Here is a 26,930-nt window from a genome sequence, read left to right as displayed (position 1 = left end):
AGCGGGGGGCTTTTACGGGGCCGTAACGGCAACGACATCGGTCCGAACGCTTGACGGCGGGACCATGGCGGCAGTTTGGTATACCAAACGCGCTCGCCCGGCACCGAAACCCGCCGCCCTCCGTCCCCTCGTCCATGGAGGCCCCGTGTCCCTCGCCGACCGCGCCGCAGCCACCGGCGCCCTCGCGTCCGTCCCCGACCCCCGCCTCGTCAACGAGGACCTCGCCCCAGCGAAGCAGCGGAACTGGAAGGTCTTCGACCTGTTCGCCATGTGGATGTCCGACGTCCACAACCTCGGCAACTACACCTTCGCCGCCGGCCTGCTGGTCCTCGGCATGAACGTCTGGCAGATCTTCACCTCGCTCCTCGTCGGCTTCGTGCTGATCTACGCCGGCATGAACCGCATGGGGAGGATCGGCCAGCGGCACGGGGTACCGTTCCCGGTCGTCAGCCGGATCAGCTTCGGCGTCTGGGGCGCCAACGTCCCGGCGCTGATCCGGGCCGTGATCGCCATCATGTGGTACGGCATCCAGACCTATCTGGCCTCCGTCGCCGTCAATGTGATGCTGCTCGCGGCCTGGCCGGGCCTGGAGTCGCTGACTCACCACTCCTTCCTCGGCCTGGACGCGCTCGGCTGGATCTCCTTCGTCTCGCTCTGGCTGCTCCAGGCGCTGATCATCAGTCAGGGCATGGAATCCGTGCGGAAGTTCCAGGACTTCTGCGGTCCGGCGATCTGGCTGGTGATGATCGCGCTGGCGGTGTGGGTCCTGGCCAAGGCCCACTGGAGCATCTCGCTGACCTCCACCCCGCATCCGGTCTCCGTCGGCGAGCAGTGGCGGCAGTGGTTCGGCGCGATCGGCCTCATCCTCGCCACCTACGGCACCCTGATGCTCAACTTCTGCGACTTCTCCCGCTTCGCGCCCGACCAGCGGACCGTCCGCCGCGGGAACTTCTGGGGCCTGCCCATCAACTCCACGGCGTTCGTGGTCGTCTCGGTGATCGTCACGGCGGGCTCGCTGAAGGCCTTCGGGCGGGCCATCACCGACCCGGCGGAGCTGGTCGCCGAGGTGGGCAACACCTGGGTGCTCGTCGTGGCCGCGCTGACCTTCGCCATCGCCACCATGGGCGTCAACATCGTCGCCAACTTCGTCTCACCGGCGTACGACCTCGCCAACGTCTGGCCGCAGAAGATCACCTTCAAGGTCGGCGGCATGATCAGCACGGTCGCGGCCCTGGTGGTCACCCCCTGGAACCTCTTCTCCAACCCGACCGTCGTCAACTACTTCCTCGGCGGACTCGGCGCCTTCCTGGGACCGCTGTTCGGTGTGATCATGGTGGACTACTACTGGGTGAAGCGCGGCAAGGTCGACGTCGACGCGCTCTTCGACGCCCGGCCCGGCGCCCCGTACCACTACCGCAAGGGCGTCAACCCCAAGGCGCTGGGGGCCTTCCTGCCCTCCGCCGCGGTCGCCGCCGTCCTCGCGCTCGTGCGGAGCTTCAGCGATGTGTCGCCGTACTCCTGGTTCATCGGCACGGCGCTCGCCGCCGGCCTGTACGCGGCGCTGTGCCACCGGGAGCGCGCGGCGGCGGGGCGGGAGGGCTGACGGTCGTGCGGATCATCGTCACCAACTGCAACACCACGCGGGAGATGACCGAGGGGATCGTCCGCGGCGCCCGGGCCGCCGCGGGCCCGGCCACCACCGTGACCGGGCTGACCCCCGACTGGGGCCCGGAGTCCGCCGAGGGCTGGCTGGACAGCTACCTGTCGGCCGCGGCCGTCCTCGACGCGCTGCGGACGTACGACGGCCCGGCCTACGACGCGGTGGTGCTGGCCGGGTTCGGCGAGCACGGGCGGGAAGGCGTACGGGAGTTGGTGGACGTACCCGTCGTCGACATCACGGAGGCCGCGGCACACCTCGCCTGTCTCCTCGGGCGCCGCTACGGCGTCGTCACCACCCTTGACCGGTCGCGCGGCCAGATCGAGGACAGCCTGGAGACGGCGGGCGTGGCCCGCAACTGCGCCGCCGTCGTCGGCACCGGCCTCGGCGTGCTCGACCTCGCGGCGGACCCGGCCCGTACGGAGTCCGCGTTCCTGGCCGCCGCCGAAGGCGCCCGGGACGCCGGCGCCGAAGTCCTGGTCCTGGGCTGCGCCGGGATGACGGGGCTGCAGCGGACGGTGGCGGTGAAGCTCGGGCTGCCGGTGGTCGACGGCGTCGGGGCGGCGGTGAAGCTCGCGGAGTCCCTGGTGGGGCTGGGGCTGACGACGAGCCGGGCGGGGGCTTACGGGAAGCCGCTGCCCAAGGGGAGGGTGTGGGGGCGGCCGGAGGCCGCACGGCCCGGCGTATCGGCGGGTCAGGGGCGCCAGACGTAACGGACGTCCGGCTCCCGCTCCTCGTTGCCGCTGCCGTCCGTGTACTCGACGGCGACGAAACCGTGCCGCTCGTAGAAGCGGTGGGCGGGCTTGTTGACCTGGAAGGTCCACAGGGTCAGCCCGCCCGGGCCGCGCTCCTTGGCCAGCGCGACGAACCGGTCCCCGAGGCCCCGCCCGCGCCACTCCGGGTCCAGGTACAGCTGGGACAGCACCTCGCCCTCCAGGACCATCAGACCGACGACACCTGTTCCGGCCGCCTCCGCCACCCAGGTCTCGTGCGACGGCACCACGACGTCCCGGATGTAGGCCCGGACGCCGTCGTCGGTGTGCGCCCGGACGACCGTCGGCAGCGCGGCGTCGAAGGACCGCAGATAGACCTCGGCGGCGGCGCGGGCGTCGGCCGCCACGGCGCGGCGCAGCTCGACCGTGTCCGTCACAGGTCGCCCTCTTCCGGCTCCGGCACCACGGCCGTGGCCGTGATCTCCACCAGCTGCCCGGTGTACCCGAGGCAGGAGACGCCGAGCAGCGTGGACGAGTGCGGCCCCCGGCTCAGCCCCGACGCCTCGACCACCTCCCACACCGCGGACAGCGTGGCGGGCTCGCTGCTGACCACGTACACCTCGGTCACCAGCACATGCTCCAAGCCGCTGCCCACGACCCGCAGTTGCTCGCGCAGATTGGCGATCACCTGCTCGGCCTGGCGCACCGGGTCCCCCGGCCCCACCAGCTCGCCGTCGGCGGTGAGCGGCACCGCCCCGGCGAGGAACGCGAGCTTCGTGCCGGCCTCGACGACGGAGGCGTGGGAGTAGGTGGGCGGAGGGAAGAGAGAGGGGGCGGTCACACGCCGGATCACGGAAGCGGCTCCTGGGAGAGTCGGTCGACTACTGCCCGATGATCGGTCCTGCCCGGCCTCGACCGCATCCGAATTATCGGGAGCGGACTGCGGGGTGGCTGCGCCAGGCTGAGCGCATGCCGCAGTCTTCCGACGCCGACTTCCTCGCCACCACCGCCGACCGCCTGGCCGCCCTCCCCACCGTCCGGGCCGTGGCCCTCGGCGGCTCCCGCGCCGAGGGCACCCACCGCCCGGACAGCGACTGGGACCTGGCCGTCTACTACCGGGGCCCCTTCGACCCGGACGACCTGCGCGCCCTCGGCTGGCCGGGCGAGGTCTCCGACATCGGCGGCTGGGGCGGCGGTGTCTTCAACGGCGGCGCCTGGCTCACCGTCGACGGGCGCCGGGTCGACGTGCACTACCGGGACCTGGACGTCGTCGAACACGAGCTGGCCGAGGCGCAGAACGGTCGCTTCCGGGTGGAGCCGCTGCTGTTCCACCTGGCCGGGATCCCCAGCTACCTGGTCGTCGCCGAGCTGGCGCTCAACCGGGTACTGCGGGGCGAGATCCCGCGCCCGGCCGGATATCCGCCGCGGCTGCGCCGCACCGCCGCCGACCGCTGGTCCGGCACCGCCCGCGCCACCCTCTCCTACGCCGGGGCCAACCACGCCCCGCACGGCCGCCTCACGGAGACCGCCGGAGCCCTCGCCACCGCCGCCACCCAGGCCGCCCACGCCGTGCTCGCGGCCCGCGGGGAGTGGGTGACGAACGAGAAGCGGCTGCTGGAGCGGGCCGGGCTGCGCGGGATCGACGCGGTGGTGGGGGCGCTGCGCGCCGAGCCCGGCGCCCTCGCCGACGCCGTGGCCGAAGCCGAGGCGATCATCGCCGGGGCGCTGCGTTCGTAGGGGCGGTGCCTTGCGTTCGTAGGGGCAGCAGGGCGCTTGCGTTCGGTTCGTAGGGGCAGCCGAGGGATTGTGTTCATAAAGAAACCGGCCGGGCCCGACATCTTTCACCTGTCTGAAACGTGAGCGTCCGGTTTGCCGGGGGAACGCGATCTACCGTGGAGACACCTCCACCGGCCACCGTCGTCCGAAGGCCCACCCCGCCCTCGTATGAACAGGAGCCCCGTGTCCCGGCCCGCCGTACCCCTCTGGCTCGCCCACGCCTTCCGTGCCCAGCGCGGTCCCGTCCCCTGGAGCGCGGTGTGCCGAGGGGCGCTGGCCGCCGGGCCGCTGCTGCTCGCCGGCCTGCTCCTCGGACGGACGGCCGACGGGGTGCTCGCCGCCATCGGCGCGATGCTCGCCGGCATCAACGACCGGCCCGGCAGCCGGCGGGCGTCCGTGCAGCGCCTCGGGGTGCCCGCCCTGGCCGGGGCGCTGGGGCTGCTCGCGGGGACGTACGCCGGGCAGGGGCTGACCGCCGTACCGCTGACCCTGGCGCTCACCGCGCTGGGGCTGCTCGCCGGCGGTATCAGTGCCGTCGGACCCGTCGCCTCCGCCGCCGGCACCCAGCTGCTCGTCGCCGCGGCCATCGGCGCCGGGATGCCCGCCGCACAGAGCGGCTGGCAGCGGGCCCTGGCCTTCCTGGCCGGCGCCGGCTGGCTGCTGGTGCTGCGGCTCGCCCTGCCCACACCCGGATCGCTCGCCGGGGACTTCCGGTTCGACGGGGAGCGGGCGGCGGTCGCCGACGTGTACGACGCGATCGCCGCGCTCCTCGAAGCCGTGGGCGGTGCGCGTGCCACCGCCCGGCGGGCCGCGCTGACCGCCGCGCTCGACCACGCCCAGGACGCCCTCGCCGGGCCCCGGCTGCGCCCGTACGCCGGCTCCGCGGCCGAGCGCCGGCTGCACGCCCGGTTCGCGGCGGCCCTGCCCCTCGCCGAGGCCGCCACCGCCCTCTACTGGGCGGGGGAGCCCGTGCCGGCGCGGGCGGCCGAGGGGCCCCGGCGGCTCGCGGCCGCCGTCCGTGGCAGCACCGGCACCGGCCCGCTGCCCGCACCTCACCGGTCGGCCCCCGCCCTGCGCGCCCTGGACGACGCCCTGTTGCGCGCCGCCGAGGCCTTCGACCGGGGCGAGGGCGCCCAGCGCGGGCTGCTCGGCCGGCGCCGCGACGTCCGGCACGCGCTGCGGGCCGCGCTCGGTGCCGGCGGGCGCGAGTACGGTCTGCGTGTCGCCCTCTGCTTCGGCGCCAGCGCCGCCATCGCCCAGGCCCTGCACCACAGCCGCTGGTACGGGCAGCACGCGCACTGGTACTGGCTGCCCGCCACCGCCGTCTTCCTCGTCAAGCCCGACCTCGGTCCGCTCGCCTCACGGGTGCTGTGCCGGGCCGCCGGTACCGTGCTCGGCGCCGTGGTCTTCGCCGGCTTCGCCGCGCTGCTGCCCCGCCCGGCCGGGCTGATCGCGCTGGTGGCGGTGTGCGGCGCCCTCGTGCCGGTCGCCACCCGGCACTTCGCGGCGCTCACCGCCGTCGTCACCGTCCTCGTCCTCGCCCTGGTCATGGCCGGCGGCGAACCGCAGGCCTCGGTCAGCCGGATCGGCGAGACCCTGCTGGCCTGCGCACTCGTCCTGGTCGTCGGGCATCTGCCGATGCCGGGGGAGCGGGGCGGCGGGGTACGGGCCCGGCTCGCGACGGCCGGCGGCGCCGCGCACACCTATCTCCTGCACGTCCTCGGCGAGTCCGACGACCGCGCCGAGCGGTGGGCGCTGCGCCGGGAGGCCTACCGCACCCTCGCCGAGGCCCGGACCGCCATCGCGCTCTCCGCCGCCGAGCTGCCCGCCCTCGCCCGGCACACCGAGGGCACGGACGCCGTCGCCGAACTGCTGGAACGCCTCGTGGACACGACCACCGCCTGCGCCGTGCACCTCGACGACACCGGTCGGCTCACCCCCCGGCACCTGCGCCGACTGCGGGAGGCACTGGGGGAGCTGGAGCGGCGGGGCGTGCGCGTGCCGCTGCCCGCCACCGCGTAGCCGTGCCCGGCGGGCGAGCCACGTCCCGCGACGCCGGGAGGACCGGAACGCCGGGCCTAGGCCAGCCGTATCCACACCGGAGCATGGTCCGAGCCGGGGGTGTCCCGTCGCTGCGCCGGGTCCGGGCCGACCGACGGCAGCCGGGGTGCCGGGTCGGTGGGCAGGCCGGTGCCCGCCTCGGTCACCCGCTGCGCCAGATGGTGGCTGACCAGCACATGGTCGATCAGTTCCCGGCGCCCGGAGTCGATCCGCGAGTAGCGGCGGTCGACCGGTATCAGCGGGGCCACGTCCCACAGCCGTACCGCGTCGCCCCCGTCGGGACGGTCGTACCCGGTGGTGCCGAACTCGGAGCCGGGCGGGCCGAGCAGGATCTGGGTGGTGGCCGCCAGGACCTCGTCGTTGAGGTCGCCGAGCACGGCCACGTCCCGGGTCCGGCCCTCGCCCGCCAGCAGCTCGTCCGCGAGAGCCCGCAGCGCGGTGGCCTCGGCGGCGCGGCGGAAGAGGGCGTAGGCGCCGTAGCGGGCCCGTTCGCCCTCGTCGTGCGGGAAGAAACGGTCCCCCGGGTAGGTGAGCAGCTTGGACTTCAGATGCGCGACCGCCACCGTCAGCCGGCCCGCCCCGGTGTCCGTCGTCACGGCCAGGAAACCGCGCCCGGCCCCCGCCTCCACCGCACCCGAGTCGTCCGACTGCACCGGGCGCAGCTCCGCCGGGAAGCCGGCCGTGTCGGCCACCACGCGCAGCTCGGTACGGCCGAGGAAACCGACCCGTATCCCGCGCCCGTCGGGATGCGCGGACAGAGCCGTGTGCCAGTCGCCGCCCAGCAGGCCGGCCAGATCCGCGAGCGCGTCCGGGTCGCCGACCTCCTGGACGCCGAGCAGTACCGGGTCGAGCGCGCCGATCACACGTGCGAGAGCGGCGAGTTTCGCCTCGTAGGCGGCCTTGTCGCGCGGGCCGTACGGGCCGCCGGGTCGGTAGAGGTTCTCCAGGTTCCAGGTGCCGAGGAGCATCCCGGACTCCTTTCAGGGGCCGCGGACGGGCTGTGGTGAGGCCAGGGTGCTCGTCCCGCGCGCCGCACGACAGGGCCCGTGACCGGATGCGCGGTTCGGCTCACGCGACGGTACGACAGGGCCGTACGTTGGGCTCATGAGTGCCGTTGGCCCCCCGAGCGCCGCTCCTGCCGACCTGGTCGTCACCGGCTGCACCGTCCTCGTCCACGACGAGGAGGAACGGATCGGATTCCGCCAGGACGCCGCGATCGTCGTCCGCGACCGGCTGATCGACGCGGTCACCACGGCCGCCGCCGCGCGGGAGGTGCCGGCCGTGACCCGGATCGAGGCGCCCGGGCAGGTCGCGCTGCCCGGCCTGATCAACTGCCACACCCACGCCCCGATGGTGGCCCTGCGCGGGCTCGCCGAGGACCTGCCCATCGAGGAGTGGTTCAACGACGTCGTCTGGCCCGTCGAGTCCAACCTCACCGAGCGCGAGGTGGAGTTGGGAGCGCGGCTCGCCTGCGCCGAGATGATCCGGGGCGGGGTGACCTGCTTCGGCGACCACTACTTCCACATGGACACGGTCGCCGCCGTCGTCGCCGAGTGCGGGCTGCGCGCCCACCTCGGGCAGACCTACTTCTCCAGCCAGGGACCCCGGGGGCGGGAGGCGTCACTGGAGTTCGCGCTCCGCCGGCGCGGCACCGCCGACGGCCGCATCACCACCGCCCTCGCTCCGCACGCCCCTTACACCGTCACCGACGCCGACCTCACCGCCACCGCCGAACTCGCCCGCGAGCACGGGCTGCCCGTCCACCTCCACGCGGCCGAGAACCCCGCCCAGACCGAGACCAGCCTCGCCCGGCACGGCCGCACCCCCATCGAGGTCCTGGACCGCACCGGACTCCTCGACACCGACCTGCTCATCGCCCACGGCACCGGCATCGTGGAGCGGGACCTGCCGCTGCTGGCACGCACCGGCGGCCGTACGGCGGTGGCCACCGCGCCCCGCGGCTACCTCAGGTTCGCCTGGCCGACGACCACTCCGGTACGGGCCCTGCGCGCGGCCGGTGTCCCCGTCGGCCTCGCCACCGACGGCGCCGCCTCCAACAACTCGCTCGACGTGTGGGAGGCGATGACGCTGACGTCCCTGATCCAGAAGTCCACCGAGGGCGACCCGCGCTGGCTGACCGCCCGCCAGGCCCTGCACCACGCCACGCTGCAGAGCGCCCGCGCGGTCGGCCTCGGGGACCGGGCGGGCGGCCTCGCGCCCGGCCGGTGCGCCGACTTCGTCCTGGTCGACCTCACCGGACCGCACACCCAGCCGGTCCACGACCTCGCCGCCACCCTCGTGCACAGCGCCCGCGCCGCCGACGTGCGCACCACGATCGTCGACGGCCGCGTCCTGATGCGGGACCGCGAACTCCTCACCCTCGATGTGCCGTCGGTCGTGGAGGAGCTGACGGCCCGGCTGCCCGCGCTGACCGCGCGCGACCACGGGCGGCGCGTCCAGGAGTACGACGCCTGAGCCGAGACCCTGCGCGCTCTGCCCCGGACTGGCCGAAAATCTCTCCTTATCCGGCGATGAGTTCCGCTCCCGCCGGCGGTCACCACCCCGAACCGACCGTCGGACAGGAGGGCCCATGTCGCTTCCGGAGATCGTCTCGCGCGAGCAGTGGCGCGCGTCGCGCGAGGAGTTGCTGCGCAAGGAAGAGGCGGTCAGAAAGGCGCGCGAGGTCCTGGGCGCCGAGCGCCGCCGGCTGCCCATGGTCGAGGTCGACCCCGAGTACGTCTTCGAAGGCGGCGACGGCAAGGTCACCCTGCTCGGCCTCTTCGAGGAGCGGACCCAGCTCGTCGTCCACCACTTCATGTTCGCGCCGGAGTGGGAGACCGGCTGCCCGTGCTGCGCGGCCTTCCTGGACCAGATCGGGCACCTCGCCCATCTGCGGGCCAGGAACACCTCCTTCGCGGCCGTCTCCCGGGCGCCGTTCACCCGGATCCTGCCGTTCAAGGCACGGATGGGCTGGGCGGTGCCCTGGTACTCCTCGTCGGACAGCGACTTCAACCACGACTTCGAGGCCACCGTCGCGTCGGACGGGAACCTGGTCGAGCGCCCGGGCCTCAGTTGCTTCCTGCGCGACCACGACCGGGTCTTCCACACCTACTCGGTGTACGACGACGGCCTGGACGAACTGGGCACCACCGCGGCCCTGCTCGACCTGACCGCGCTCGGCCGCAGCCCCGCCGGCAGCGACCGGCTCCGCCTGCACGACGAGTACGACTGCTGACACGGAGGGTGCCGTTCGTGTCACCAAGTGAACGGATCCTCACGGTCCGCGCCGACCCCGTGTCGGCATTGTCTCAGTCGGGTCACCGAGCGAGCCGTTTCCCTCCTCCAAGGCGTTAACTCCTCTACGGACGACGCTTTCTGGAGGTGCGAGATGGTGAACGGGCGAACGGTGCTCGAACGCTTTCCCGCCGGTGGTCCGCGAGGCTCCTGGCCCGCGGAGGAGTTCGCGCACGCGCGGCGTCTGGAAGGCCTGCCCGCGGAGGTCGTCATGGACCTCGCGACCGACATGTTCCTGGTGATCGTGCGCGGGGGCGAGGCGGCGGAGTGAGCCCCTCTTCGGCGCCGGGGCCTGATCCGGGGCCGGGCGGTGGCGGGGTGGCTCAGGCCGGCTTCGGTGCGGGAACCTGCTCGGCTGCCGGCGCCGGTGCCCTCGCCGTGAACTGCTCCGCCTGGAGCGTGTACAGCTCGGCGTAGACACCGCCCCTGGTCAGCAGCTCCTCCGGGGAACCGGACTCCACCAGGCGCCCCTGCTCCAGCACATGCACCAGGTCGGCATGCCGCACCGAGGCCAGCCGGTGGGTGATCAGGACCACCGTCTGCCCGCCGCGCGCCAGTGCCCGGATCTTCTCGAACACCTCCAGCTCGGCCCGTGCGTCCAGCGCGGCCGTCGGCTCGTCCACGATCAGGATGCTCCCACGGCGGTAGGCCGCCCGGGCGATGCCGAGCCGCTGCCACTGGCCGCCGGACAACTCGTGCCCGCCGCTGAAGTTCCGGGCCAGCAGGGTGTCCAGACCACGCGGCAGATCCGCGACCACCTCCTCGGCACCCGCCTCGGCGACCGCCGTGGCCAGGCGCTCCTCGGTCATGGGGGCGGCGGAACGGCCGACGGCCACGTTCACCCGGGCGGTGAACGGCCAGCGCTTGAAGTCCTGGGCCACCATCGCGATCCGCTCGGCGAGCAGCCGCCGGTCGGCACGCGCGGCGTCGACCCCGTCCCACAGGATCCGGCCCCGGTCCGGTGTGTACAGCCCCGCGAGCAGCTTGACCAGCGTGGTCTTGCCCGAGCCGTTCTCCCCGACGAGCGCGATGATGCGGCCGAGGGGGAGAGTGAGGGTGACGTTGTCGAGAGCGGGACGGCTGGGGTGGGGGCGGGTGCCGGCCGGACGCGGGTCAGGTGACTGCGTGTCACCCGAATTCGGCGTGTCATCCGGGTTCGGCGTGTCGTCCGGGCTCGGATCACCGGGGTCTGTGTCACCCGGATAGCTGAACGAGACGTTCTCGAAGCGGATCTCCTTCGGGTCCTTCGGCAGCGGTTCCCCGCCCGCAGGGATCGCCCGTTCGGCAGCCGCGACGTACATCCGCTGCAGATCGCCCACGAACAGGGCCTCCTCGTGCAGCTGATTGATCTCCAGCACCAGCGTGTCCAGGCTCGCCGCCCCCGTACGGATCGCGATCACCGCCGTACCGGCCACCGACAGGGCCATCGCGCCGGTCAGCAGCAGCGCGCCCAGCGTCGCGTACGTCGCGAGGGTCGCGAGGCCCGTCCAGGCCGCCGCGATCAGACCGGTCCGCGCGGCCAGCCGGGACAGCCGGGCCTGCTCCGCCTCCGCGGTCTCCGACATGGACCGGAAGTGCCGCAGCAGGAACGGGCCCACCCCGTGCACCCGGATCTCGGGGGCGGCGGCCGGCTCGGTGAGCAGGTTGCTGATCAGCTGGCCGGCCCGGGCGTGCTGCACCCAGGTGTGGAAGGACTCGTAGCGGCGCCGGGCGTTGGTCAGCGCGCTCCAGGCGCTGGGCAGGGTCATGGTGACCAACAGGGGCAGCAGCGCCGGATGCAGCACGGTGAGCACGCCCGCCGCGGCGACCAGCGAGATCATCGCGTTGATCACCCGTGCGCTGTAACCGATCATGTGCCGGGCGGACCGGGCGCCGTACTGGGCCGTGTCCAGCAGTTTGTGGAAGGCGTGGTCCTCGATCGCGGCCAGCTCGACGTCGGCCGCGCGCTCCAGGTACAGCTCGGTCGCCACCCGCTCCACCTTGGGCTCCAGCCGTCCGGTGGCGTAGGTGGAGGCGGCCCGCAGCAGCGCGGCGACCAGCATCACGGCGGCCATCACGGCGAGGGCGGGGCCCGCCGCGCGCAGTCGCTGCTCGATGTCCGGGCCGGTGAGCAGCTTGCCGAGCGCGTTGTTCACGGCCAGCAGGCTCACCGCCTGGGCCGCGCCCCGGCCCACCTCGGCGGCCAGCACCACGCGGGCGGCTCGCGCGTCGGCCTGCCGGGCCAGCCGGAGACTGGACGCCAGCATGCCGGGCAGCCGGACCATCATCGCCCGGAAGCTCAGCGCCAGGAAGGCGTCCGCGTGCTGGTTCCAGCCCATGTCGTACCGCAGCGGCCCGCCGAACAGCAGCCGCTCCGACGCCGACACCACGGGCTGGGCCGCCTCCTGTCTCTTCCTCACCATGACCTCCCGAACCCCACCGGAACGGCCACTATCGCGGCCGGTGCGGCGCCTCGGCAGGGCGCGAGGAGCAGCACGAGGGGCGCGGAGGGAGCGCGGTGTCGCGGGGCGCGGTCGGGAGGGCTGGGAGGTGGGCGCGGGTGAGTGCGACGGGCGCGGGTGCGGCGGGAGGGGTGCGGTGGTCGGGGAGTGGGTGCGGGTGCGGCCGGAGGGGCGCGGTGGATCGGGCGCGGGCGCGGTTACGCCGAAACCGCCCGCGACCAGTCCGGGGCCACCCCCGTCACCCGGCACAGGGCCAGGTACAGCGGGATCGGCGGGGTGTACGGAACCGTGCCCTCCGGGCGGTGGATGAGCCGGGCGGTGCCGGTGACCAGGGCTCCGGCGGCGTAGTGGGCCGGTGCCGGCCAGGGCAGGGCGTAGTCGGAGTCCGACGGAACGATCCACCACCAGTGGGAACCATCGGTGTACACACAGCCCACCCGCGGCAGCTTGGGCACGACGAACGGGCCGAGGCGGTCGGGTACGGCCACGGCGTCACAGCCGAGCGGAGCCGTCATGCCGTCGGGCAGTGTCAGCCGATGGCCCGGTCCCGGGGCCGGCCGCCGGCGCTGCAGATGGACCAGGGTGTTCAGACCGATGGCGTGATCCTGGCCGGCAGCGCCGTCCCCAGGGCGTCCGGCCCCGCGCATGCCCGTCACGACCGCTCCCCGCGTAGGCGCTGCCCGGTCGCGCGGTACGAGCGCTGCTCCGGGGCCGTGTGCCGACGGTGCTCCGGGCGCGCGGCGGGCCGCTGCGGCTCGGCTGCTCCCTGTCGGTGCTGTTCCACCGCTCCGGAGTCCTGCCGGCCCGCAACGGTGTCTTCCTGCTGGACAGTGTCTCCGTGCTGGACAGTGTCTCCGTGCTGGTCAGCGGGTGGCGTGTGCGGGTCCCGGCTCGCCTCGGCCGGGTCCTCGCCGGAGTCGTCCGGGCGGCCCGGCTTGGGGCGTGCGCCCCAGCCCAGGTCGCACCGCGGCCCTGCGGTGTCGGAGGCGGCGTCGGTCCCGCGGGGCAGTTCGGCCCACACCAGCAGGCCGGGGCCGTGCTCCTGGGCACCCCAGGCCCGGCACAGCGCGTCGACGAGAAGCAACCCCCTCCCGTGCTCCTCATCGGGTCGCTGCGGAGACGGGTGGGGTTCGCCAGGAGCACAGCCCCCGTCGCGGACGGCTATGCGCACCATGTCGTCGTGGTCGTGCAGCTCGCACACGACCCGGGTGCTCGCCGTGTGCACGATCGCGTTGGTGACCAGCTCGGATATGACCAGGGCCGCGTTGTCACAGGTGTCCGCGCAGACGGACCAGCCCGACAGCCGAGCCTGCGTCAGGCGTCTGGCCTGGGCGACGGAACCCGGATGTGCGGCCAGCTCGAACCGGAATCGGCGCTCGGCAGCGCCCCCCTGGGGGGTTGCTCCCTCTCCCACGCTCGAACCGGCTCGCGCGGGGGGAACCCCATCGGCGCCGAGACCGGGACGGTCTGCGGCGGCGTCTGTTCCTAAAGGCGCGGACGGAATCACGCCTGCCACTATCTCCCCGCCGCGGACACTTGGCAAGAGTCACTCTGAAAATTGCAGAGTGCAGTGTGACTCGGTCAGAGGCCGTGGCACACTGCTCGCAACAGCACCTCGCGCGGCGCCAATTGGAGTCGTCGGAGATCCGATCCGGTCTTCGAATGAACCTTCGAATGGCGCCGTAGGGCTGTCAGGAAACTTTCGGTGGGCTTTCGGTGGAGGTGGGAGCGTGAGCGAACCGCGGTCCGCGCCGACGGTGGGCCAGGTGGTCCTCGGCCGGCGCCTGCTGGACCTGCGGGAACGCGCCGGACTGAAGCGCGAGGAGGCCGCCCGCGTCCTTCGTGTCGCCCCCGCCACCGTCCGCCGCATGGAGATGGCCGAGGTCGCCCTCAAGATCCCGTACCTGCAACTGCTGCTGAAGGCATACGGCGTCCCCGACGAGGAGGCTGAGGTCTTCGTCCAGCTGGCCGAGGAGGCGAACAGGCCCGGCTGGTGGCAGCGGTTCCACGACATCCTGCCCAACTGGTTCTCGATGTACGTGAGCCTGGAGGGCGCTGCCAGCCTCATCCGCTCCTACGAGCCGCACTTCGTCCCCGGCCTGCTGCAGACCGAGGACTACGCGCGCGCGGTGCTGAAATCCGGTGCCATCGGCCAGACGAGCCCGGACGACATCGAGCGGCATGTCGCGCTGCGCATGCAACGCCAGGAACTGCTCACCCGTCCCGACGCCCCCCGCTTCTGGGCGGTGATGGACGAGACCGCCCTGCGCCGCCCGGTCGGCGGCCCGGAGGTGATGCGCGCGCAGATCGACAAGTTGCTCCAGGCCACGAAGCTCGCCCATGTGACGCTCCAGGTCGCCCCGTTCGCCAACGGGCCGCACCCGGGAACGTACGGGCCCTTCGTGCTGTTCCGATTTGCCATGTCAGAACTGCCGGACATGGTCTACAGCGAGTACCTGACCGGCGCCGTCTACCTGGACGCGCGCACCGAGGTGGCGACCCACCTGGAGGTCATGGACCGCATGGCGGCGCAGGCCGCTACGGCACAACGCACGAAGGAGATCCTCCGCGATCTCCGCAAGGAGCTGTGAATGGATCGCATCAAGCCGCGCGGACGCGTCTACAACGGCATGCCCGCGCGGGAGTTGGGCACCGAGGGTTGGCACAAGCCCTGGAGCGGCGGCAACGGCGGAAACTGCCTGGAGGCGATGAAGCTGGCCGACGGCCGGATCGCCGTGCGCCAGTCGACCGACCCGGACGGCCCGGCGCTGATCTACACCATGGACGAGATGACCGCGTTCATCGAGGGTGCCAAGGCGGGGGAGGCCGACTTCCTCCTGTCCTGAACCCGCCGACGGCCCTGACCTGCGGCGGTTTTTGATGCTTGCTTGCTCAACCTCCTGATCCCGACAGTGGCTTGACCTTCAACACGTCCGACGCTCACGGAGCTCCGCCCCGCGCCCCCACGAGGAGTTCGCCCGCCTCTTCACCGGCTTCGCCTGGCCGACCCCGGCGAAATTCGGCTGCGTGGGCCCGTGCCCCGCGCCTACGGTGGTTCCGGTTCAGGTGCGCAGGCAGCGGATCCTTCCGTCGCAAGTACTCGCTACCCCCCGGCCGTCCGGCCCCACTCCGGTCGGCCGGATCAATGCCGATGGCCGGCCGAGCGCCGGCCACCGGCACGCGGGTGTTCACGTCGCCGCCGCCGACCTCGATCTCTGAACCCGTCTCCCGGAACTCACACCGGCGGCGGCAGCACCCCGCACAGCGCCTCCAGCGCCGCCCCGTAGCCGTGTTCGGCCGGGGCCGCGTACCCCACCACCAGACCGTCGCCCGCCTCCGTCGGACTCTCTGGATGCCGGAACGCGGCGAGACCGTCGAGGGCGACGCCCTGCCACGCGGCGGCCTTCACCGTCGACCGCTCCGTGCCGGGCGGCAGCCGCAGCACCGCGTGCAACCCGGCCGCGATGCCCGTCACCTCGATCTGCGGCGCCTGTGCGGCGAGCGCGGCGACGAGCCGGTCACGCCGCCGCCGGTACGTCTGCCGCATCCGTCGCACATGGCGGTCGTACGACCCACAGGCCACGAAGTCCGCGAGAGCGAGCTGGTCCAGGACGCTCGCCCACCCCTCCCGCTCGCCCTTCACCGCCAGCACCGGCTCCACATACCGCTGCGGCAGGACCATCCAGCCCAGCCGCAACGCCGGCGACAGGCTCTTGCTGACCGACCCGATGTGGATCACCCGCTCCGGATCGAGGCCCTGCAGCGCGCCGACGGGCCTCCGGTCGTACCGGAACTCACCGTCGTAGTCGTCCTCCAGCACCACCGTTCCGTGCGCGCGTGCCCAGTCGATCACGGCGGCCCGGCGCTCCGGGTGCAGCGGGCCGCCGGTCGGGAACTGGTGCGCGGGCGTCAGCAGCACGGCCCGCTCACGCCCGAGCGCGTCCACCCGCGCGCCGTGCTCGTCGAGCGGCAGCGGCACCGTGCGCACGCCCGCCTCCGTGAGCAGTTCCCGATGGAAGCCCAGCCCGTACGCCTCCACACCGAGCGGACCGCGCAGCACCCCGCCGGCACCCGGCTCCCGCGTGCCCCGGCTGAAGAGCAGCCGCAGCGCGTGCGCGAAGCCCGAGCAGATCACGATCCGGTCCGGCTCCGTACGCACCCCACGCGCGCGTGCCAGGTATTCGGTCAGCGTCTCGCGCAGCTCCCGGCGCCCCGCGGGATCGCCAGGCCCGAACGCCTCGTTCGGTGCCTCCTGCAGCGCCCGGCGGTACGAGGCCGCCCAGGCCGCACGCGGGAAGGCCGACGCGTCCGGCGTGCCCTGCCGCAGGTCGTGCCGCGGACCCCGTGCGCGCAGAGGCGCCTTCACGGGTGTTCGCACGGCGTGGCGCAGCGGCTCGGTGCGCTCGGCGACCCGCGTCCCGGAACCCTGCCGGGCGGTCAGCCAGCCCTCCGCGACCAGCTCCGCGTACGCGTCCGCCACCGTGTTGCGGGCCACGCCCAGGTCCGCGGCGAGCGACCGGTACGGCGGCAGTCGGGTGCCCGGAGCCAGCCGGCCGCTGCGCACGGCCTCCCGCAGCGCCCTCGTCAGCGCCGCCCGCCGACCGCCCGGTCCGGACAGCTCCAGGTGGAGATCCGCGCCGATCCGCTCTGCGGAATTGACCCACGATCCCGTCATGGAAATGCACCCTACAGCCGGTCTTTTTGCCTCCTAGGTTTAAGGGCATGACGACGAACACGACCACCGCCACCGCCACCGACATCACCACCGGGATCGCCGCCGCCGAGGCCGCCCGCACCCGCCTGGACTTCGCGAAGGCCGCCCCGAAGGTCTTCCGCGCGATCATCGGCTTCGACGCCGCCGCCCGCGCGGGCCTCGACCCGGCCCTGGTCGAACTCATTCAGATCCGCGCCTCCCATCTCAACCACTGCGCCTACTGCCTGCACATGCACACCAACGACGCCCGCAAGGCGGGGGAGAGCGAGGACCGGCTCCACATGGTCGCCGTGTGGCGCGAGGCCCGGCACTTCTTCACCCCGAAGGAACAGGCCGCCCTCGCCCTGACGGAGGCCGTGACCCTGGTCGCCGACGGAGGCGTCCCCGACACCGTCTACGCCGAGGCCGCCGCCCACTTCGACGACGAGGAACTGGCCCACGTCCTCTCCCTGATCCTCACGATCAACACCTGGAACCGGGTCGCCCTGGCCACGGGCAAGGTGGCGGGCACGGACGAGCGCACCGCCTGACGCCCCCGCCGAGACCTCCGATCCCGGCTCGCCGCGGCCCCCTCGGACAGCGCCTCAGACCACCAGCGGCCGGTCCGAGGCCGTGATCGGGGCCGGGAGCCGGGAACGCCCTGTCAGATAGCGGTCGACGGCCGCCGCGACCGCCCGCCCCTCCGCTATCGCCCACACGATGAGCGACTGCCCGCGCGCCGCGTCTCCGGCGGCGAACACCCCGGGGACGTTGGTCGCGAAGCCGTCGTCCCGGGCGATCGTGCCGCGCGGCTGCAGGGCCACCTCCAACTGGTCGATCAGCCCGTCCTCCGGGTCCGGCCCGGAAAACCCGAGGGCGAGCAGTACGAGGTCGGCGGGGAGCGTCCGCCCGGTGCCCGGCACCGGAAGCCGTTGCTTGTCGACCTCCACCAGATGCAGTGACCGCACATGCCCCCTCTCGTCTCCGGTGAAGCGGAGCGTGGACGCCGCGAACAGCCGCGCGTCCGCGTCCGCCGCCGGCGCCGTACCCAGATCCCGCGCCTCCTCGTGCGCCGCCGAGAGCCGGTAGACCTTCGGATACGTCGGCCACGGCTCGGCTTCCTCGTCCCGCTCGGCACCCGGCTGCGCGTAGATGTCCAGCTGGGTCACGGACGCGGCCCCCTCGCGCACCGCCGTACCCAGACAGTCCGCCCCGGTGTCCCCGCCGCCGACGATCACCACGTGCTTGCCGGCGGCCGACAGCGGTGAAACCTCCAGATCCCCCTCGCACACCCGATTGGCCAGCGGCAGATACTCCATCGCCTGGTGTATCCCGTTCAACGCCCGGCCCGGCACCGGAAGTTCCCGCCACGCCGTCGCACCTGTCGCGATCACCACCGCGTCGTACCGGGTCCGCAGCTCGTCCGCCGGAACATCCCTGCCGACCGTCGTCGACGTGCGGAACTTCGTCCCCTCGGCCAGCATCTGCTCGATCCGCCGCTCCAGATGCCGCTTCTCCATCTTGAACTCGGGGATGCCGTACCGCATCAGCCCCCCGATCCGGTCGTCCTTCTCGTACACCGCGACTGTGTGCCCGGCCCGGGTCAGCTGCTGCGCCGCGGCGAGCCCGGTGGGCCCGGAGCCGACGACGGCGACCGTCTTCCCGGTCAGCCGCTCGGGCGGCCGGGCCGACGTGAAGCCCTCCTCCCACGCCTTGTCCGCGATCGCGCACTCGACGTTCTTGATGGTGACGGCCGGCTGGTTGATCGCCAGCACGCACCCCGCCTCGCACGGCGCCGGGCAGAGCCGCCCGGTGAACTCCGGGAAGTTGTTGGTGGCGTGCAGCCGGTCGCTCGCGGCCCGCCAGTCCTCCCGCGAGACCAGGTCGTTCCACTCGGGGATGAGATTGCCCAGCGGACAGGCCTGGTGGCAGAACGGGATACCGCAGTCCATGCAACGGTCGGCCTGCTTGCTGATGATGGGCAGCAGCGCTCCCGGGACGTACACCTCGTTCCAGTCCCGCACCCGCTGCTCGACGGGCCGCCGCGGCCACTCCTGGCGCGGCGTGGTCATGAACCCCTTGGGATCGGCCATGGGCGTCTTCCTCGCGTACGGGCACCGGAGGCACCGGGTGTACGAAGGGCCGTGCGTCATCGGGCGGCACTCTTTCGGCCACGATACGTCCGCTCCGACGGCCGCGCAGGGTGGCGGACAGCGCTTTCTGCCGGGGTTCCCTCAGCACACGCCGGCCGGCTCCCGGGCGTCGCTCAGGGCGGATCCGGGGGAGTCCCAGGGGATGATCAGGGTCGGGGCAGCCGTGAGGCAGCAGGCCAGGTACCTGGAGGGGCCAGCGGGCCGGGTTCCCGAGGGAGAATCACGTCAGGGCCAATATGTAGACGAAGGAGGCCGCGGCCGAGGCGACGGTCCGGACATGGTTCCAGAACGTCCACTCGCGCACATACACCGGCCAGTACACGGCCGCCTCCGGCGCACCCGGGGTGAGCCTGGCGAGCCGGTCGTTGCGCGGCACGTTCGCGACCGTCGTCAGCACGAACGACCCCACCAGATACAGCGCACTGCCCAGCAGCAGCGCCACCTTCCCCTCGTCCGGCCACACGACGAACGTCACCACCGCGATCATCGCGCTCAGCAGCGCGGATCCCATGAACACGGCCATGAAGGCCGGCCGCACCGCGGCGACGTTGATCGCGTTCATCGCCGCGACCCCCTGCGCGGGCGGCAGCGCGGCGAGCCCCCGCATCACGAAGGTCGAGAATCCGCAGAACACACCGGCCACCAGCCCGGTCCCGATGATTCCCGCCACGACCAGCACGAAGAACGGCCCGTCGATCACTTCCACGCCCCCATTCCGTTCCACCCGGGCAGGCGCCCGGCACCAACATCACTCCCAGTGAAAGCCCACCACCGGGGAACCGGCCACGGCGAGAGCCCACGGCACGAACCCCCGCCCCAAGCCGCCACCTGCCCGCACCCCGGCTCCCTCCGGGGAGTCCTCACCCTGCCGCGTCCTCGCCGGCCTCCCCCTGCCAGGCCCGCAGCACGCTCTCCACGACCGGCGTGATCCGACGCCGCGCCTCGTACCTCGTTACCCCGCTCATCAGCAGCTCGTCGTACGGCGTGTCCACATGACGCACGCCCGCCACGACCGCCGAGATCACCGCCCCCTCGGTCAGCGCCCGTCCGGCCGCGCTGCGCCCGACCCGCCCGCTGCCCCGCACCGAGGCGTGGGCCGCGATCGCCCGGGCCCGCTCGGCCGGACAACCGGGGAACAGCCGGAGGATCTCGGCCGCGAACGCCGCCGCGAACCGGTCGTCCTCCGCCGCCCTGCGCCGCGCGTCCCGGGCCCGCCGCCGGCGCCGCGCCTCGGCGTCCGCCAGACAGCGGGCCTCTGCCCGGGCCAGGGCGTCCTCTTCGACGAGCACGCCCTGGCGTTCGTAGCGGCTCTTGCGCCGGTTGAACCGCACCACGACCGCTGACAGCGTGCTCTCCTCCCGCGACCTGCGGGTCAGGGCCGTGTCGCCGCGCGGCAGGAACACCAGGTGCCCCAGATCGGCACAGTGCAGGCACCGAGGTGCTCCGTCCTCCAGCACCAGCAGCGACAGCGGACCACGCCGGCAGCCGGCACACCGCTTGCGCTTCGACGACTGGACGACGACAAGCCGACCGGGGGAGTGGGGAGTTGCGGGGAGCGCCATACGCGGTACTTTCCCCGCCGCCGCCCGCGCCTCCCACGCCCGCGCGAGTCTTCTCCTCAACCAACGATTCCGCCCCCACACATCCTCCCGCTCCTCCTCCGGTTCCCCCTCCGGTTCCCCCTCCGGTTCCCCCTCCGGTTCCTCCTGCGGCTCCTCCTCTCGTCCTTCCGCCCGTTCGAACTACCCCTTGTCCTCCCGGAGGTTGAACACCGACACCCGAGTGCGGTGCCGCACCGGTTCCTCGATCTCGTCCACCAACGCCACCGCGAGATCCGCGTACGACAGCCACGGTTCACGGTCGTCACCGGGCAGCTGCTCCCCGCCGACGCGGTACCGCCCGGTGCGGGCCCCGCCGTGCTCCAGGTGCCCGGCGGGCGTGAGCATCACCCAGTCGACGGGACCGTCCCCGCGTTCCCGCAGCCGGTGCAGCCCGGCGGTGTGCGCCTGCGCGAACGGCCGGATCTCCGGAGGGAACGCGAGCGGATCGTCCATCACCGGCCGCCCGTCCGCACCGAGCAGGTTCGCCCCCAGGCCCACCGCGACGAGCCGGCCCACCCCGGCCGCGGCGAGCCCGTCGAGCAGCGCGTCGGCCGCCTTCACGAAGAACCCGGGGTCCAGCGTGTCGAAGCCCTGCTCCGGCCCGCTGAACGGTGAGACGGCGTGCACGGCACCGGCATGCCCGGCAGCGATCCGGCCGACCGATCCGGGGTCGGTGACGTCGCCCCGTACGACTGTGACGCCTTCCGCGTCGAGATCCGGATACCGCGCCGGATCACGCACCACTGCCGTCACCGTGTACCCACGCGCACGCGCCTCCGCCGTCACCGCCCGCCCGGCCCGGCCGCCGGCACCGAAGACCACGATCCCGCTCATCCCCAACCTCCGAGTGACTCAGACCTGTTCGTGTCCGACCGGACGTTAGGGGCCGAGCCCCCGGTTACCGCAACGGAACCGGCGTTACGCTCGATGGATGACCGACGCGACGGACCGCGACCGCGCCGTACCTCTCGATCCCGACATGTTCCACCCCCTCTGTCCGTCCTCCGCGATGCCCTTCCGGGTCGGCGACAAGTGGTCCGGCATGGTGATCCGTTGTCTCCAGGACGGGCCGCGCCGCTTCGGTGAACTCCGGGTTCCGCTCAAGACCGTCACGCCGAAGGTCCTCAGCGAGACCCTGCGCGCGATGGAGCGCGACGGCCTGGTGACCCGCACCGCCTACGACGAGAACCCGCCGCGCGTCGAGTACGCCCTCACCCCGCTCGGCCGCACCTTGATCCCCCTTCTCGACGCGGCCCGCGTCTGGAGCGAAAACCACCTCCCCACCCTGCTCGCGGCCCGCCACGCGACCGACCCCCTCGCCTGACCGACCCCCGCCGCTCCCGCACCGCTCTCCCGGCCCACCCGGCATCATGGGGCCTGTGCGACTCGAAGCGATCACCTGGGACCTGCTGGCCGAGCGGCTCGCCGACCGGTTGGCCGGTGCGGTGCCGGCCGACGGCGGTACCTGGCAGCGCGTCGGCTTCGACGGGGCCCCGGCCGCCCACCCCGGAGACCTCGCCGGGCGTGTCGGGGAGGCACTTCGGGTGCGTGGCCGGCCCTCGCTCGTGATCGGCACCGAGGGCTTCCTGCGCCCTGCCTCGCTGCGCCTGGAGCACGGGCGGCGGGACGCGGAGTCGTACTACAGCGGATGGTTCGACACAGGCGCCCTGTGGCGTGAGGTCTTCGGCCCGCTCGATCCCGGAGGCAGCGGGCGGGTCCTGCCCGACCTGTGGGATCCGGCCACCGACCGGGCCACCCGCAGCCCTTACGTCCAACTCCCGCCCGGCGGGATCCTGTTGCTCCACGGCCCCCTCCTGCTGCGCCACTGGTTCCCCTTCGATCTGACGGTGCACCTCCTCCTTTCCCCTGGCGCCCTGCGCCGCCGCACCCCCGAGGCCGACCACTGGACCCTCCCCGCCTTCGCGCGCTACGAGGCCGAGACCGACCCGGCCGGGACGGCCGACGTCCTGGTGCGCGCCGACGACCCGCGCCATCCCGCCTGGAGCGGCTGATCCGACGCGCCCTCCGGAGATCCGGCCGATGAACCAAGTCAATCCTCTTTTATATGCACGTGCATCTAGCTAGGGTGGTGCCATGACGACCTCACCGGCCTCTCCCGTCGCCTTCGGCGACTCCCTCCGCGCTCTGCTGGACGGCAAGAACTTCGCCAGCGTCGCCACGCTCGGCCCGGACGGCGCCCCGCAGAACTCCGTGGTCTGGATCAAACGCGACGGCGACAGCGTGCTCTTCTCGTCCGTCGACCGCCGCCAGAAGGTGCGCAACCTCCGCCGCGACCCGCGTATCAGCCTCTCGGTCTTCGACCTGGCGAACCCCTATCACTCCGCCGAGATCCGAGGTCTCGCCGAGATCCTGCCGGACCCGGGCAAGCGGCTCCCGTACGAGCTGTCGCACAAGTACCTCGGCATCGACCCGCCGGCCGAGAAGGACGACGAGACCCGCGTCGTCGTCAGGATCGTCCCCCAGAAGGTCGTGTCCTTCGCGGCCTGACCGGGCGAAGCGTCCGGGCCGCGCCGTGGCCGTCGGTAACCGCGGTCCACAGCGCGGCGGCCCCGCCGTTCAGAGCCAGCCGTTGCGCCGGAAGCCCCGGTACAGCGCCAGACATGCCGCAGCCATCACGGTCATCACCAGCGGATATCCGAACTGCCAGTGCAGCTCCGGCATGTGGTCGAAGTTCATGCCGTACACCCCGCACACCATCGTCGGCACGGCGATCACCGCGGCCCAGGCCGTGATCTTCCGCATGTCCTCGTTCTGCGCGACGGTCACCTGCGCGAGATGCGCCTGCAGGATGGAGTTGAGCAGTTCGTCGAACGCGGCGATCTGTTCCTTGGCCCGGATCAGATGGTCGAGCACATCCCGGAAGTAGGCCTGTATCTCCGGGTCGACGACCCGTATCGGCCGGGTGGCCAGGTCCTCCACCGGGCGGCTCAGTGGCACCACCGCCCGCTTCAGCTCCAGCAGTTCGCGCTTCATCTGATAGATGCGGCCCGGATCGAGGCGCGCGCCGTTCTCCGAGAACACCTCCGTCTCGACCTGGTCGATGTCGGCCTGCACCGCGTCCGTGACGTTCAGATAGTCGTCGACCACATGGTCGGCGATCGCGTGCAGCACCGCCGCCGGTCCCTTCGCCAGCTGGTGCGGGTTCGCCTCCAACTCCTCGCGCAACGGGCCCAGTGAGCCGTGCCGGCCGTGCCGTACCGTGATCACGAAGTCCTCGCCGACGAACACCATGATCTCGCCGGTGTCCACGACCTCGCTGGTCGCCGTCAGCTGCTCGTGCTCCACGTAGCAGACGGTCTTGAACACCGCGAAGAGCGTGTCCCCGTAGTGCTCCAGCTTCGGCCGCTGATGTGCCTCGACCGCGTCCTCCACCGCCAGGGGATGCAGGTCGAACAGCTCGGCGATGCCCGCGAACTCGCGGTCCGTCGGCTCGTGCAGTCCCAGCCAGACGAAGCCCTCGCCGGTCTTGCGTACCAGCCGCACCGCATCCACCAGGTCGGCGCACCCGGGCACGCGCACGCCGTCCTGATATGTCACGCAGTTCACCACCGACGAGCCCAGCGGCGACCTGGCGGGGTGGCTCAGGTCCACGCGCGGCCGACGCCGGGCCAGCCGCGCCACCTTGCGCAGGCCACCGACCCTGCCCAGCCCCGTGACCTTCCGCAGATTCCCTGCCATCGACATCTGGATCTCCTCGCGTGGATCTCCGCGCAACGCTTCCGCGCCTTGCCCGGCAAGTCTGCCAGCCCCGGGCAAAGTGCGGGCAAGCCTGTGGGAACGGCGAGTTCCGCTTTGTTCCCGCCTGTGGACAGAGGGTCGACCGAACCGGACAGGCCGGGTGACTGGGATGATCGGCGGCGTGACGCGATCCGACGGGTACCTCCTGGACAACCAGCAGAACGAGGCGGGCCGGCGCTTCGACGCCTTCGCGGACCTCTTCGACCCCACGACCTTCCGGCACCTCGAAGGACTCGGCATCGGGCCGGGCTGGCGCTGCTGGGAAGTCGGGGCCGGCGGTACCTCCGTCGTGTCCTGGCTCGCCGAGAAGGTGGGGCCGACCGGCCAGGTCGTCGCCACCGACATCGACACCGGGCGGCTCAACCCCGCGGCCCGCCCGCCGGTGGAGGTCCGCGTCCACGACGTGGGCGCCGAGGAGCCGCCGGGCGAGGGCTTCGACCTGGTCCACGCCCGGCTGGTCCTCGTCCATGTACCCGACCGGGAACGGGCGTTGCGGTCCATGGTCAAGTCGCTGCGGCCAGGCGGACGCCTGCTGATCGAGGACGCCGACCCCGCCCTCCAGCCCCTGACCTGCCCCGACGAGTACGGCTCCGAGCAGCGGCTCGCCAACCGGCTGCGCCAAGGCTTCCGCAAGCTGCTCGCCGACCGCGGCGCCGACCTGTCCTACGGCCGTAAACTCCCGCGGCTGCTCCGGGAGGCCGGGCTGCGGGGCGTGGAGGCCGACGCGTACTTCCCCGTGACCTCGCCCGCCTGCACCGCCCTGGAGGCCGCGACGGTCCGTCAGATCCGGGACCGGCTCGTCGCCGCCGGCCTGGCCACCGACGCGGAGATCGACCAGCACCTGGCCAACGTCGAAGCCGGCGACATGGACCTGGCCACCGCACCGATGATCTCGGCGTGGGGCCACAAGGGGTAGTCGGCGGTGCGCCCCCCACCCGCCTAGCTCCCGTTGCCCGGATGCGGTGGTCTGCCGCCCACCCGTCGTACCGCCTCCGCGCCCGCCCGGCAGCCCCGTGCCGCCGCCTCCTCCGGAGTCGCGCCGGCGAGCAGCGCGGCGAGGAACGCGCCGGTGAAGGCGTCACCCGCGCCTGTGGTGTCCCGAGGCACCGCCGGTACGGCCGGCACCCGCGCCACAACGGCACCGGAACGCGCCACCAGCGCCCCGTCCGCGCCCGCCTTGGCCACCACCAGCGGCACGAGACGGCTCAACTTGGCCGCCGCGTCCGCCGGATCCGGCAGCCCGGTCAGCAGGCATGCCTCGTCCCGGCTGGGCAGCAGCAGGTCCAGTCCCTCCGCGAACGCCAGGAAGCGGTCCACTCCCAGATCCACCAGGAACCCGGCCGACGCCGGGTCCAGGCTGACCGGCACACCACGCGCGCGTGCCGCCGCGGTCGCCGCCTCGGCGAGTGCCCGGCTCGGCTCCGTGAACAGCAGATAGCCCGACAGATGCAGCCGGTCCACCCCGTCCAGGAGCGCGTCCGACCAGTCGGCGGGACCCAGCCGCAGGGACGCCCCGCTGTCCGTCAGAAACGTCCGCTCGGCGGCCGCGTCCGTGTCGACGAGGCAGATCACCGTCCCGGTCGCCGCCTCGGCATCCACCACCAGCCGGGGCCGCACCCCGGCCGCGACCAGCTCCCGCTCGTGCCACGCGGCGGCCTCCGCGCCCACCCGCCCCAGCAGCCGTACGTCCGCGCAGCCGACGTGGGCGGCCCAGCAGGCCACGTTGGCGCCCGCGCCGCCCGGCAGCGTCCGGATCACGGCGGCCGTGTCGGTGCCGGCCGCCAGCGGCCCCCGGCGCCGGGCGACCACATCCGTGATGACGTCCCCGACGACCAGCAGCGCTCCGTCGCGGCTCGCGGTCACCCCCTGGTCCACGCCGTGGCGATCCGCGCGGCCAGCCGTACGTTGCCGCGCACCGCCGCCAGATTGGCGCTCAACGACGCACCGTCGGTGTGCCGGACCAGGTGGTCCAGCAGGAACGGGGTCACCGCCTGCCCGGTGACCCCCTGCTCGGCACAGGCGCGCAGCGCGTCGTCCAGCACGCGCGCGTGCAGGTCGGGATCGAGTTGCTCCGCCTCCGGGACGGGATTGGCGACGATCAGCGCCGATTCCGCCGCGTCCAGCGCGTCCTGGGCGCGCATGACGGCGGCGACCTGCTCCGGCGTGTCCAGAGTCCAGTCGACCGGATGCCCCGAGTCCGACAGATAGAAGCCGGGGAACCGGTCCGTGCCGTACCCGGCGACGGCCACGCCCAGCGTCTCCAGCCGCTGCAGCGTCGCCGGCACGTCCAGGATCGATTTCACGCCCGCGCACACCACCGTGATCCGGGTGCGCGCCAGCAGCCCCAGATCGGCCGACTCGTCCTGGGTCACCGTCCACTCCCGGTGCACACCGCCCAGCCCACCGGTGGCAAACACCCTGACCCCAGCCAGCGCGGCCAGCTGCGCCGTGGCCGACACAGTGGTCGCCCCGCTCGCCCCCGCCGCCACGGCGAGCGGCAGGTCACGGTGCCCCAGCTTGCGTATGCCCTCCTCGTTCGCGACCCGTTCCAGCTGGTCCTTGTCCAGGCCGACGAGGGGCCTCCCGTCGAGCACGGCGACGGTCGCCGGCACGGCACCCTCCCGCCGTACCGCTTCCTCCAGCTCCAGCGCCACCTGCAGGTTGCGCGGGCGGGGCAGGCCGTGCGCGATGATCGTGGACTCCAGGGCCACCACCGGCCGCCGCGCGTCGATCGCTTCCCGGACTTCTTCCGACACCACCAGCTCCACGTGCCCGCCTCCTG

At 73.0% G+C, this 26,930-nt stretch carries 27 protein-coding genes and 1 pseudogene; 14 read left to right on the top strand and 14 right to left on the bottom strand.

Going from position 1 to position 26,930, the window contains the following annotated elements; genetic code table 11:
* Nucleotides 1–145: 145 nt before the first annotated feature.
* Together ABZ937_RS15285 and ABZ937_RS15280 are read left to right on the top strand one after the other, a co-directional pair.
* Nucleotides 146–1,603: an NCS1 family nucleobase:cation symporter-1 gene (locus tag ABZ937_RS15285; RefSeq protein WP_361691344.1), complete on the top strand. Its 1,458-nt coding sequence runs from the start codon at nt 146–148 to the stop codon at nt 1,601–1,603.
* 5 nt (nt 1,604–1,608) lie between these two features.
* Complete coding sequence (locus tag ABZ937_RS15280; RefSeq protein ID WP_361691341.1) at nt 1,609–2,370, top strand: aspartate/glutamate racemase family protein; 762 nt, start codon at nt 1,609–1,611, stop codon at nt 2,368–2,370.
* On the opposite strand, the gene ABZ937_RS15275 is transcribed toward ABZ937_RS15280, so the two are convergent.
* Both ABZ937_RS15275 and ABZ937_RS15270 read right to left on the bottom strand, forming a co-directional pair.
* Nucleotides 2,352–2,807 (bottom strand): GNAT family N-acetyltransferase, encoded by a 456-nt coding sequence (locus ABZ937_RS15275; RefSeq protein WP_361691338.1) that lies wholly within the window; start codon nt 2,805–2,807, stop codon nt 2,352–2,354. The genes ABZ937_RS15280 and ABZ937_RS15275 overlap by 19 nt on opposite strands.
* Entirely contained in the window at nt 2,804–3,223 is a 420-nt protein-coding gene (locus tag ABZ937_RS15270; RefSeq protein ID WP_361691335.1) for a RidA family protein, read from the bottom strand. Before ABZ937_RS15270 ends, ABZ937_RS15275 begins: the two co-directional genes overlap by 4 nt.
* A 116-nt stretch (nt 3,224–3,339) precedes the next feature.
* Between ABZ937_RS15270 and ABZ937_RS15265 the strand changes: the two genes are divergently transcribed.
* Nucleotides 3,340–4,107, top strand: a complete 768-nt coding sequence (locus ABZ937_RS15265) for a nucleotidyltransferase domain-containing protein (protein WP_361691332.1) — start codon at nt 3,340–3,342, stop codon at nt 4,105–4,107.
* 207 nt (nt 4,108–4,314) lie between these two features.
* On the top strand, nt 4,315–6,168 hold the full coding sequence (locus ABZ937_RS15260) for an FUSC family protein (protein ID WP_361691329.1): 1,854 nt from the start codon (nt 4,315–4,317) through the stop codon (nt 6,166–6,168).
* A 56-nt stretch (nt 6,169–6,224) separates the two neighbouring features.
* Here the strand turns inward: ABZ937_RS15260 and ABZ937_RS15255 are convergent, their stop codons facing one another.
* Nucleotides 6,225–7,175 carry an endonuclease/exonuclease/phosphatase family protein gene (locus tag ABZ937_RS15255; protein WP_361691326.1) on the bottom strand — a complete coding sequence of 317 codons (951 nt, stop codon included), beginning with the start codon at nt 7,173–7,175 and terminating at the stop codon, nt 6,225–6,227.
* 136 nt (nt 7,176–7,311) lie between these two features.
* On the opposite strand from ABZ937_RS15255, the gene ABZ937_RS15250 reads away from it, so the two are divergent.
* The 3 genes from ABZ937_RS15250 to ABZ937_RS15240 all read left to right on the top strand — a co-directional run bounded on the left by ABZ937_RS15250 (nt 7,312) and on the right by ABZ937_RS15240 (nt 9,772).
* Nucleotides 7,312–8,682 carry an amidohydrolase gene (locus tag ABZ937_RS15250; RefSeq protein WP_361691323.1) on the top strand — a complete coding sequence of 457 codons (1,371 nt, stop codon included), beginning with the start codon at nt 7,312–7,314 and terminating at the stop codon, nt 8,680–8,682.
* Between the two features lie 115 nt (nt 8,683–8,797).
* On the top strand, nt 8,798–9,442 hold the full coding sequence (locus tag ABZ937_RS15245) for a DUF899 domain-containing protein (RefSeq protein ID WP_361691320.1): 645 nt from the start codon (nt 8,798–8,800) through the stop codon (nt 9,440–9,442).
* 153 nt (nt 9,443–9,595) lie between these two features.
* Nucleotides 9,596–9,772, top strand: a complete 177-nt coding sequence (locus ABZ937_RS15240; RefSeq protein WP_361691317.1) for a hypothetical protein — start codon at nt 9,596–9,598, stop codon at nt 9,770–9,772.
* A gap of 52 nt (nt 9,773–9,824) precedes the next feature.
* Here the strand turns inward: ABZ937_RS15240 and ABZ937_RS15235 are convergent, their stop codons facing one another.
* The 3 genes and pseudogenes from ABZ937_RS15235 to ABZ937_RS15225 form a co-directional block, all read right to left on the bottom strand.
* Nucleotides 9,825–11,903: an ATP-binding cassette domain-containing protein gene (locus tag ABZ937_RS15235; protein WP_361691314.1), complete on the bottom strand. Its 2,079-nt coding sequence runs from the start codon at nt 11,901–11,903 to the stop codon at nt 9,825–9,827.
* Nucleotides 11,904–12,139: 236 nt separating this feature from the next.
* Nucleotides 12,140–12,589: a hypothetical protein gene (locus tag ABZ937_RS15230; RefSeq protein WP_361691642.1), complete on the bottom strand. Its 450-nt coding sequence runs from the start codon at nt 12,587–12,589 to the stop codon at nt 12,140–12,142.
* Between the two features lie 269 nt (nt 12,590–12,858).
* Nucleotides 12,859–13,458, bottom strand: a pseudogene (locus ABZ937_RS15225) (ATP-binding protein); the annotation flags it as partial.
* Nucleotides 13,459–13,672: 214 nt separating this feature from the next.
* On the opposite strand from ABZ937_RS15225, the gene ABZ937_RS15220 reads away from it, so the two are divergent.
* Nucleotides 13,673–14,533, top strand: coding sequence for a helix-turn-helix transcriptional regulator (locus ABZ937_RS15220; protein ID WP_361691311.1), 861 nt, complete (start codon nt 13,673–13,675; stop codon nt 14,531–14,533).
* Nucleotides 14,534–14,788, top strand: a complete 255-nt coding sequence (locus ABZ937_RS15215; RefSeq protein WP_361691308.1) for a DUF397 domain-containing protein — start codon at nt 14,534–14,536, stop codon at nt 14,786–14,788.
* A gap of 389 nt (nt 14,789–15,177) precedes the next feature.
* Here ABZ937_RS15215 and ABZ937_RS15210 read toward each other — a convergent pair whose 3' ends face one another.
* Nucleotides 15,178–16,617 carry a PLP-dependent aminotransferase family protein gene (locus ABZ937_RS15210; RefSeq protein ID WP_361691306.1) on the bottom strand — a complete coding sequence of 480 codons (1,440 nt, stop codon included), beginning with the start codon at nt 16,615–16,617 and terminating at the stop codon, nt 15,178–15,180.
* A 47-nt stretch (nt 16,618–16,664) separates the two neighbouring features.
* On the opposite strand from ABZ937_RS15210, the gene ABZ937_RS15205 reads away from it, so the two are divergent.
* Nucleotides 16,665–17,186 carry a carboxymuconolactone decarboxylase family protein gene (locus ABZ937_RS15205; protein WP_361691303.1) on the top strand — a complete coding sequence of 174 codons (522 nt, stop codon included), beginning with the start codon at nt 16,665–16,667 and terminating at the stop codon, nt 17,184–17,186.
* Nucleotides 17,187–17,240: 54 nt separating this feature from the next.
* On the opposite strand, the gene ABZ937_RS15200 is transcribed toward ABZ937_RS15205, so the two are convergent.
* From ABZ937_RS15200 to ABZ937_RS15185, 4 genes are all read right to left on the bottom strand, one after another.
* Nucleotides 17,241–18,728 (bottom strand): glutamate synthase subunit beta, encoded by a 1,488-nt coding sequence (locus ABZ937_RS15200; protein WP_361691300.1) that lies wholly within the window; start codon nt 18,726–18,728, stop codon nt 17,241–17,243.
* Nucleotides 18,729–19,008: 280 nt separating this feature from the next.
* Nucleotides 19,009–19,488 carry an anthrone oxygenase family protein gene (locus ABZ937_RS15195; protein ID WP_361691639.1) on the bottom strand — a complete coding sequence of 160 codons (480 nt, stop codon included), beginning with the start codon at nt 19,486–19,488 and terminating at the stop codon, nt 19,009–19,011.
* A gap of 160 nt (nt 19,489–19,648) precedes the next feature.
* Nucleotides 19,649–20,350: a DUF2293 domain-containing protein gene (locus ABZ937_RS15190; RefSeq protein ID WP_361691297.1), complete on the bottom strand. Its 702-nt coding sequence runs from the start codon at nt 20,348–20,350 to the stop codon at nt 19,649–19,651.
* Nucleotides 20,351–20,530: 180 nt separating this feature from the next.
* Nucleotides 20,531–21,223: an NAD(P)H-binding protein gene (locus ABZ937_RS15185; RefSeq protein ID WP_361691295.1), complete on the bottom strand. Its 693-nt coding sequence runs from the start codon at nt 21,221–21,223 to the stop codon at nt 20,531–20,533.
* Nucleotides 21,224–21,320: 97 nt separating this feature from the next.
* Here ABZ937_RS15185 and ABZ937_RS15180 point away from each other — a divergent pair, with 97 nt between their 5' ends.
* The 3 genes from ABZ937_RS15180 to ABZ937_RS15170 all read left to right on the top strand — a co-directional run bounded on the left by ABZ937_RS15180 (nt 21,321) and on the right by ABZ937_RS15170 (nt 22,897).
* Nucleotides 21,321–21,713: a helix-turn-helix domain-containing protein gene (locus tag ABZ937_RS15180; RefSeq protein WP_361691292.1), complete on the top strand. Its 393-nt coding sequence runs from the start codon at nt 21,321–21,323 to the stop codon at nt 21,711–21,713.
* Nucleotides 21,714–21,768: 55 nt separating this feature from the next.
* Nucleotides 21,769–22,401, top strand: a complete 633-nt coding sequence (locus ABZ937_RS15175; protein ID WP_361691289.1) for a uridine kinase — start codon at nt 21,769–21,771, stop codon at nt 22,399–22,401.
* 82 nt (nt 22,402–22,483) lie between these two features.
* Nucleotides 22,484–22,897 (top strand): PPOX class F420-dependent oxidoreductase, encoded by a 414-nt coding sequence (locus ABZ937_RS15170; RefSeq protein WP_361691286.1) that lies wholly within the window; start codon nt 22,484–22,486, stop codon nt 22,895–22,897.
* A gap of 69 nt (nt 22,898–22,966) precedes the next feature.
* Here the strand turns inward: ABZ937_RS15170 and corA are convergent, their stop codons facing one another.
* Nucleotides 22,967–24,094: a magnesium/cobalt transporter CorA gene (corA, locus tag ABZ937_RS15165; protein WP_361691283.1), complete on the bottom strand. Its 1,128-nt coding sequence runs from the start codon at nt 24,092–24,094 to the stop codon at nt 22,967–22,969.
* Between the two features lie 175 nt (nt 24,095–24,269).
* On the opposite strand from corA, the gene ABZ937_RS15160 reads away from it, so the two are divergent.
* On the top strand, nt 24,270–25,064 hold the full coding sequence (locus tag ABZ937_RS15160; RefSeq protein ID WP_361691280.1) for a methyltransferase: 795 nt from the start codon (nt 24,270–24,272) through the stop codon (nt 25,062–25,064).
* A 23-nt stretch (nt 25,065–25,087) separates the two neighbouring features.
* Here ABZ937_RS15160 and ABZ937_RS15155 read toward each other — a convergent pair whose 3' ends face one another.
* Nucleotides 25,088–26,011: a PfkB family carbohydrate kinase gene (locus ABZ937_RS15155; RefSeq protein ID WP_361691277.1), complete on the bottom strand. Its 924-nt coding sequence runs from the start codon at nt 26,009–26,011 to the stop codon at nt 25,088–25,090.
* Nucleotides 26,008–26,916, bottom strand: coding sequence for a pseudouridine-5'-phosphate glycosidase (locus ABZ937_RS15150; RefSeq protein ID WP_361691274.1), 909 nt, complete (start codon nt 26,914–26,916; stop codon nt 26,008–26,010). Before ABZ937_RS15150 ends, ABZ937_RS15155 begins: the two co-directional genes overlap by 4 nt.
* Nucleotides 26,917–26,930: the final 14 nt, after the last annotated feature.

This window comes from Streptomyces sp. NPDC046727, assembly GCF_040645635.1.
In the GTDB taxonomy this organism is placed as follows: Bacteria; Actinomycetota; Actinomycetes; order Streptomycetales; family Streptomycetaceae; genus Streptomyces.
This window is presented reverse-complemented; position numbering and strand designations above follow the sequence as displayed.